Raw genomic sequence first — 6,786 nt, forward strand, 5'->3', positions numbered from 1 at the left:
AATAACAACCTGCTGAATGCAATTGGAAAGGAACATCATCACTATGGCGCGCATGTATTACGACGCAGATGCCCAATTAGAACTCCTCAAGGACAAAACGATCGCCATTATTGGCTATGGCTCCCAAGGCCACGCCCATGCCCTCAACTTGCGGGATAGCGGTCTCAATGTTGTGGTGGGTCTCTATGCCGGCAGTCGTTCTGCAGAGCGTGCCCGTGCCGATGGTCTAGCGGTGCACTCCGTGGCGGAAGCCGCGAAACTGGCCGACTGGATTATGATTCTTCTGCCCGATGAAGTTCAGCGGGTTGTTTATGAGCAGGAGATTGCCCCCCACCTGCAAGCGGGGAATGTTCTTTCCTTTGCCCACGGCTTTAACATTCACTTTGGCCAAATTGTGCCCCCCGGCAATGTGGATGTGGTGATGGTGGCGCCCAAAGGCCCCGGTCACCTCGTGCGCCGCACCTATGCCCAAGGGGAAGGGGTACCCTGCCTGTTTGCGGTCTATCAAAATGCCAGTGGTCAAGCCCGCGATTTAGCCATGGCTTACGCCAAGGGGATTGGAGGCACCCGTGCCGGCATTCTGGAAACCACCTTCCGCGAAGAAACAGAAACCGATCTGTTTGGTGAGCAAGTGGTGCTCTGTGGTGGCCTCAGCGCCCTGATTAAGGCTGGCTTTGAAACGTTGGTGCAGGCCGGTTATCAGCCAGAGCTGGCCTACTTTGAGTGTCTCCATGAAGTGAAGCTGATTGTGGATTTGATTGTGGAAGGGGGGCTTGCCAAAATGCGGGACAGCATCTCCAACACCGCAGAATACGGCGACCTCACCCGTGGCCCACGGATTATTACCGAGGAGACCCGCGCGGAAATGCGCAAAATTCTCCACGAAATTCAAACGGGTCAATTTGCCCGTGAGTTTGTGCTGGAAAATATGGCGGGTAAACCGGGCTTTACTGCCATGCGGCGACGGGAGGCAGAACACCCCATTGAACAGGTGGGTCAAGAACTGCGTTCCATGTTTAGCTGGTTAAAACGGGCTTAAGCTTTGCCCTAGGGGGCAGCAATGGCGATTATTTCATCGCAAAATTCACCGCCGGAGCGATCGCGCCCCCCTTCACTGCTTTCCAATCAACCCACCCCAGAGGAACAGCACGCGCCGGCTGAAGAGTCCCTACGTCCCCGCTCTTTGCAGGACTACATTGGCCAGCAGGAACTAAAAGATGTGCTGCACATTGCGATCGAGGCAGCCAAGGCACGCCAAGAACCCCTTGATCACCTGCTGCTCTATGGCCCGCCGGGCTTAGGGAAAACCACCATTGCCTTGATCTTAGCGGCAGAAATGGGGGTCAACTGCAAAGTGACCAGTGCCCCAGCTTTGGAACGCCCCCGCGACATTGTGGGTCTCTTGGTGAACCTGCAAGCGGGGGATATTCTCTTTATTGATGAGATTCACCGCCTCTCCCGCATGACCGAGGAACTCCTCTATCCCGCCATGGAGGATTTTTACCTTGATCTGACCGTGGGCAAACAGCAAACGGCACGCACGCGACGACTGAAACTCAATCGCTTTACCCTTGTGGGAGCAACCACCCGTGCCGGTGCGTTGACCTCACCCTTGCGCGATCGCTTTGGTTTAGTGGAGCGCTTGCGCTTTTATCATCCCGAAGAACTCCAGCAGATCGTTCAGCGGGGGGCAGCCCTCTTACAAACTCCCATTACTCCTGAAGCCGCTCTAGAAATTGGCCGCCGCAGTCGGGGTACCCCCCGCATTGCCCTGCGGCTCCTGAAGCGGGTACGGGATTATGCCGCTGTGAAACACGATGGCACGATTAGCCTAGAGGTGGCTACCGCTGCCCTTGAACTGTTCAATGTGGATCCAGCAGGCTTGGATTGGAGCGATCGCCGGCTCCTCAGTCTGATGATTGAGTCCTATCAAGGCGGGCCTGTGGGCATTGAAACCCTTGCTGCAGCCACTGGTGAGGATGTGCAAACCATTGAAGAGGTCTATGAACCCTACCTGCTCCAGATGGGCTATCTGCAACGAACCCCCCGAGGCCGCGTTGCCACTCCCCGCGCTTGGCAACACCTAGGCTATACTCCACCAGAGAACCAGTTGCCGTTGTTATCTCGTCCCCATGACCCCTTGTCTTAAGACCCAACTCCTCTATGAGACCGACTATTACCTTTGGCTTAAGGAGACCGTTGCCCAACTCAAGGCAGGGGACTTCGACAACTTAGATGTGGAAAATTTAATTGAGGAGATTGAGAGCTTGGGTCGAAGCGAAAAACGCGCCCTATTCAGCTATCTACTGCGTCTTTGTGAGCATCTTCTCAAGCTCAAATACTGGGAAACTGAGCGACAATACTGCTATAGGGGTTGGCTGTTGGAGATTAGTCATTTCCGTTTAGAAATTGCACTAATTTTGCAGGATAGCCCCAGTCTTCAGCCATTTGCAAAGGCATCTTTCCTAGATTCCTATCAAAAGGCAAGGAAAAATATGCTGAAGGTGATTGGGTTATCCCCTGACGTGATTCCGGAAGTCCCCGACTTCACAATGGAGGAAGCTCTAGACGAGGAGTGGCTGCCTTGGCAATCTGACCTCAATTCATAGAATCCACTGGCCTTCGAGAAGTATTCTGGTATGACCTCTCCCATTAAAACTAAGCCTGCATCCCTCTACACCGCAGACTATTACCTTTGGCTTAAGGAGACCGTTGCCCAACTCAAGGCAGGGGACTTCGACAACTTAGATGTGGAAAATTTAATTGAGGAGATTGAGAGCTTGGGTCGAAGCGAAAAACAGGCGATCGCGAGCTATTTAATGCGACTCTGTGAGCACCTCCTCAAAATTAAATACTGGGACACGGAACGGGAATACTGCCTGCGGGGTTGGCAACGAGAAGTGATGAATTTTAGACTGCACATTCAGGAAATACTCGAAGCCAGCCCTAGCTTGACATCCTTTGTACAGGAGATTTTCATCAAACAATATTGCAATGGGAGAAAACTCTTTCTCAGCGCTAGTGGGGTAAATCCTCATTTGATTCCTGAAGCCCCCGAATTTAGCCTTGAACAAGCTCTCGATCAGAACTGGCTGCCTTGGCAATCTGATGCGAACTGCGAAGGCTCAGTCTCGTGAATCGCGATCTTGCCCTAAGCACTCGTTGTTGGCCAGCCTTAGCCCGCCCCTGTAATTGGAAAATCGCTGTAAGCTATTGATAGGGTTGATTAAGGTTTTTTAACCTTTCCCCGACTCTCTGCCTCGCCTACGTGAACGACCATGTTGCGGATCATCACCCAGTTAACAGACCTACGCGCTGAACTACGCCGCATTTGCGATCGCACCGATAGCGGGGAGATGAGCGAACAACAGGCTACCGTTGAGGCAATTTTGCGCCGTGTGGCCAAGGAAGGCGATCGCGCCCTGATTGAGTACACTGCCCAGTTTGATCACATTGACCTCACCCCCGAAACATTACGAGTGAAAGGAGATGAACTGGATGCTGCTTACCAACAGGTGTCCAAAGAACTCCTCGATGCCATTCGCCTCGCCAAGCAGCAAATTGAAGCCTTCCACCGCCAGCGCGTGCCCAAAAGTTGGGTGCAATTTGGTGAAGATGGCATTGTCCTCGGCAAACGCTACACTGCTGTTGATGCTGCCGGACTGTATGTGCCGGGGGGACGGGCTGCCTATCCGAGTACGGTGTTAATGAATGCAATTCCCGCTCAGGTGGCCGGTGTGCAGCGGATTGTCATGGTCACCCCTCCCGGTCAGGGCAAAGGTATTAATCCTGCGGTTCTCGTTGCCGCCCAAGAAGCGGGAATTCAAGAGATTTATCGCGTTGGTGGCGCCCAAGCCATTGCTGCCCTTGCCTATGGCACAGAAACGATTCCTCGGGTGGATGTCATTACTGGGCCGGGAAACCTGTATGTGATGCTGGCCAAAAAACAGGTCTATGGCCGCGTTGGTATTGACTCCCTAGCAGGGCCGTCAGAGGTCTTGATCATTGCCGATGAGACAGCCAATCCCGTTCACATTGCTGCTGATCTACTGGCTCAAGCGGAACATGATCCCCTTGCGGCAGCCATTTTGCTCACACCGAGTCTTCCCCTTGCGGAAGCAGTTGTCACGGCTGTTAATGAACAATTGGCTGAGCATCGGCGCCGTGTCCTCACCGAGAAGGCGATCGCCCACTACGGGTTGATTGGCATTGTCGAGAGCCTAGAACAAGCGGTAGAACTCTCCAATCACTTTGCCCCTGAACATCTGGAATTGGAAGTCGAAGACCCTTGGAGCCTTGTCGAGCAGGTGCGCCATGCCGGTGCGATTTTCCTCGGCTATTCCACCCCTGAAGCGGTTGGCGACTATCTCGCGGGTCCCAATCACACCCTGCCCACCTCTGGTGCCGCCCGTTATGCTTCTGCCTTGGGTGTAGAAACGTTCCTCAAACACTCCAGCATTATTCAATACACCCCTGCTGCCTTACGCAAACAGGGGGGAGCGGTCATGACCCTCGCTGAAACAGAAGGCCTGATTTCCCACCGCGACTCCGTGCGTCTGCGCCTTGAGCCTTAGAAACTAACAATCAGGTAGGGGGCTTCAAATTTACCCCCGCGAACCGGTTTGCCCTTCAAGCTAGGGGGCAGTTCAATGTGGCGTCGCTGATCGCCAGCCTCCACCGTCAGTTCCCCACTAAACTCGCTGAGTTTCACCTGTTCTTTGCGAAATCCTGGCAGGAAAATGCGCACCTGCTGTTGCGTCTCATCAAATTCATGGGGAGCTGGTGCTGCCGCCAACTGGTTCAGGTCTGGAAGATGGGAAACAAGGCTTTGCCAGTGGCTCCAGTCTTTGGGGAGCGCCGAAATGCGTAGCAGTGCAAACGTGCGGCTGACCTCTGGCGTGGGTTCCCCCATACAAAAGACCTCAGAAATGGGGATATTCACCTGTTGAGCACTGCCCCATAACCATTCGGTTTGAGCCGTTGAGATCACTGTGCCATCCGTTAGCAGAAACACCGATAACCGTTGCGAGTCCGCGGCAATCTGCACACCGCGATCGATCCACTCCTTCGCCTCACCGAAACGCTCCCGCACTTTTTGGGTATCAATATTGGCTGCCATAATTGCACTAGCGATCGGCCCCCCAATAGCATTGGCGATCGCGTTGAGATCTAGTTGATCTAGCAAACGTTGAAAGCGGCGATAGTACCACGCCAACCCTTGGGGCAACCCAATCAGCCGCAGTGTATCTTGACTATTCCCGCCCACGTAGACAATCACATCGTACTCACCACTGCTGTAGTGAATGCGTAGGGCATTGAGGGTGAGCAAAGTATCCATCCCCGGCAAGATCACCAATTCGCCTGCATAAACCTTACCCACCAACTCTTGGGGCAAATAGGGTTCCACCAAACGGCTGAGTTCTTGCCATGCGGTGTTGAGACTTTCAGTAGCCAGCAGCTCAGCGATCGCTAATCCCTCCGACAGCAACTTGGGTTGCCAACCAATCGCCTGATCTGGACTGCCAATGAAAAATTGCAGGGAAGTGGCTGGACTCGGCACTGCTAACAAGGTTCGCTGCTGTCGCCCGGCAAACCACTGGGCAATAGCCAGACCCAGTGCTGTTTGTTGTTCTGGGGTTGCTCCTAAGAGAGTAACAATGCGTGTCATGGCAAGTTTGAGGACGATAGTTGCTTGGACTATCCTATCGGCAAACGGCTATCCCAAGGTTCTCTAGACAACCCCTCATAAAATCGCTTCTATGGGCAGCAAAATCCCCTCAACGATAAAGCTACTTACTAGGGCGATCGCCCTCCTTCTAGGGGCTTCTAGACCCTTCTCAGGCCAAAAAAATTTTTCGCGGCGCAAACAGATCCTCATTAGAGCATTCTGAACCTAAATTCAAATCCTTTTTCAGAGTTTTCCCCAAGTTCCCCAAAGTTTTCCCCAAGCACTTGGAAGTTCTGATCCTCTAGCCATCTCAACCCTTCGTTTTGTTCTTGTCTTCCTAATGTTTCCCAGTGTCACAACCCTCTCAACCAAGATTTCCTCAAGCTCTAAGACAGCTTCAGACTAACCCCACATGCCCCAAATCACATCTTTATTTTTCTCTGTCAGAATCTTATTCTCTTTAGATCTTAGAGATCTACTACTACTAAATTATTTAAATAATATTTATAGTAGTAGTAGGGGCTGTGGAAATGTGGAAAAATTTTCGGAAACCCGCTTGCAGAGCGACTTTGAGCCACTTCCCCCCTGTGGAAAACTTGTGGAAAAAGTGGGGGGTTTTTCCACAGGCCATTATCTTAGTGGAAAAAGAATAAAAAGTTTTCCACAGTTTTTCAGAGTTTTTCCGGGGTTTTCCACAGGTTTTCCCCAGAATTTTCCACAGGCTTTTTGGAGTTTTCCACAGGCTAGAGGGGGAAGATTTCCGTATTTCTACGATTCCCCTTGCCGGCGATCGCTCGCACACTGAAAAAAGAGATTGTGCCAACCGATACGAACGTTCCTGTGGACTCCCTGATGTTTTCCCTAGAATGCCCCACAGCCAGTCTTGAGCAAGTGATTGGTCATCTTCCTCCTGTTGAGCAGATTCGGATGCTGATGTACCACCCTTACTTCACCGGTCGCTGCCCTGCGTGTCGGCAACCTATCCATCACTCCCAACTCAAGATAGGTCAGTGCCATTGCTCCCACTGTGGCTGGCAAGATCAAGCGGGCGATTCCGAGCTTATGCCTAGGTTGACGGCTCAGCATCCAGACCGTTAGCGGCTGTATTCTCTGTTCGG

The 6,786-nt window shown here is 52.5% G+C and carries 8 protein-coding genes (1 of these 8 only partly in view); 6 read left to right on the forward strand and 2 right to left on the reverse strand.

What is annotated here, in order from left to right; all coding sequences use genetic code 11:
* Positions 1 to 43 precede the first annotated feature (43 nt).
* The 5 genes from ilvC (at position 44) to hisD (ending at position 4,574) form a co-directional block, all read left to right on the forward strand.
* Positions 44 to 1,039, forward strand: coding sequence for a ketol-acid reductoisomerase (ilvC, locus tag RHP47_RS04400; protein WP_286626778.1), 996 nt, complete (start codon positions 44 to 46; stop codon positions 1,037 to 1,039).
* A 21-nt stretch (positions 1,040 to 1,060) separates the two neighbouring features.
* Complete coding sequence (gene ruvB / locus RHP47_RS04405; protein WP_286668978.1) at positions 1,061 to 2,149, forward strand: Holliday junction branch migration DNA helicase RuvB; 1,089 nt, start codon at positions 1,061 to 1,063, stop codon at positions 2,147 to 2,149.
* Positions 2,133 to 2,609: a DUF29 domain-containing protein gene (locus RHP47_RS04410; protein ID WP_149818546.1), complete on the forward strand. Its 477-nt coding sequence runs from the start codon at positions 2,133 to 2,135 to the stop codon at positions 2,607 to 2,609. Before ruvB ends, RHP47_RS04410 begins: the two co-directional genes overlap by 17 nt.
* A gap of 30 nt (positions 2,610 to 2,639) precedes the next feature.
* Positions 2,640 to 3,137 carry a DUF29 domain-containing protein gene (locus RHP47_RS04415; protein ID WP_286626781.1) on the forward strand — a complete coding sequence of 166 codons (498 nt, stop codon included), beginning with the start codon at positions 2,640 to 2,642 and terminating at the stop codon, positions 3,135 to 3,137.
* Between the two features lie 141 nt (positions 3,138 to 3,278).
* Positions 3,279 to 4,574, forward strand: coding sequence for a histidinol dehydrogenase (gene hisD / locus RHP47_RS04420; RefSeq protein ID WP_286626783.1), 1,296 nt, complete (start codon positions 3,279 to 3,281; stop codon positions 4,572 to 4,574).
* On the opposite strand, the gene RHP47_RS04425 is transcribed toward hisD, so the two are convergent.
* Positions 4,571 to 5,668, reverse strand: coding sequence for an ArsA-related P-loop ATPase (locus tag RHP47_RS04425; protein WP_286626784.1), 1,098 nt, complete (start codon positions 5,666 to 5,668; stop codon positions 4,571 to 4,573). The genes hisD and RHP47_RS04425 overlap by 4 nt on opposite strands.
* A 780-nt stretch (positions 5,669 to 6,448) precedes the next feature.
* Between RHP47_RS04425 and RHP47_RS04430 the strand changes: the two genes are divergently transcribed.
* Positions 6,449 to 6,766 (forward strand): hypothetical protein, encoded by a 318-nt coding sequence (locus RHP47_RS04430; protein WP_310841144.1) that lies wholly within the window; start codon positions 6,449 to 6,451, stop codon positions 6,764 to 6,766.
* On the opposite strand, the gene RHP47_RS04435 is transcribed toward RHP47_RS04430, so the two are convergent.
* A protein-coding gene (locus tag RHP47_RS04435; protein WP_149818554.1) for an IctB family putative bicarbonate transporter crosses the window boundary here: on the reverse strand, positions 6,735 to 6,786 show its final stretch. Its footprint extends 1,346 nt past the window's final position; only the last 52 of its 1,398 coding nucleotides appear in the window; its start codon lies off the right edge, out of view; the stop codon is at positions 6,735 to 6,737. The two genes, RHP47_RS04430 and RHP47_RS04435, sit on opposite strands and share 32 nt — an antisense overlap.

Source organism: Thermosynechococcus sp. QKsg1, assembly GCF_031586415.1.
Taxonomy (GTDB): Bacteria; Cyanobacteriota; Cyanobacteriia; order Thermosynechococcales; family Thermosynechococcaceae; genus Thermosynechococcus.

Coding starts and splice junctions, on each gene's coding strand:
- ilvC (WP_286626778.1), top strand. CDS start 44: ATGGCGCGCATGTATTACGACGCAGATGCCCAATTAGAACTCCTCAAG.
- ruvB (WP_286668978.1), top strand. CDS start 1,061: ATGGCGATTATTTCATCGCAAAATTCACCGCCGGAGCGATCGCGCCCC.
- RHP47_RS04410 (WP_149818546.1), top strand. CDS start 2,133: ATGACCCCTTGTCTTAAGACCCAACTCCTCTATGAGACCGACTATTAC.
- RHP47_RS04415 (WP_286626781.1), top strand. CDS start 2,640: ATGACCTCTCCCATTAAAACTAAGCCTGCATCCCTCTACACCGCAGAC.
- hisD (WP_286626783.1), top strand. CDS start 3,279: ATGTTGCGGATCATCACCCAGTTAACAGACCTACGCGCTGAACTACGC.
- RHP47_RS04425 (WP_286626784.1), bottom strand. CDS start 5,668: ATGACACGCATTGTTACTCTCTTAGGAGCAACCCCAGAACAACAAACA.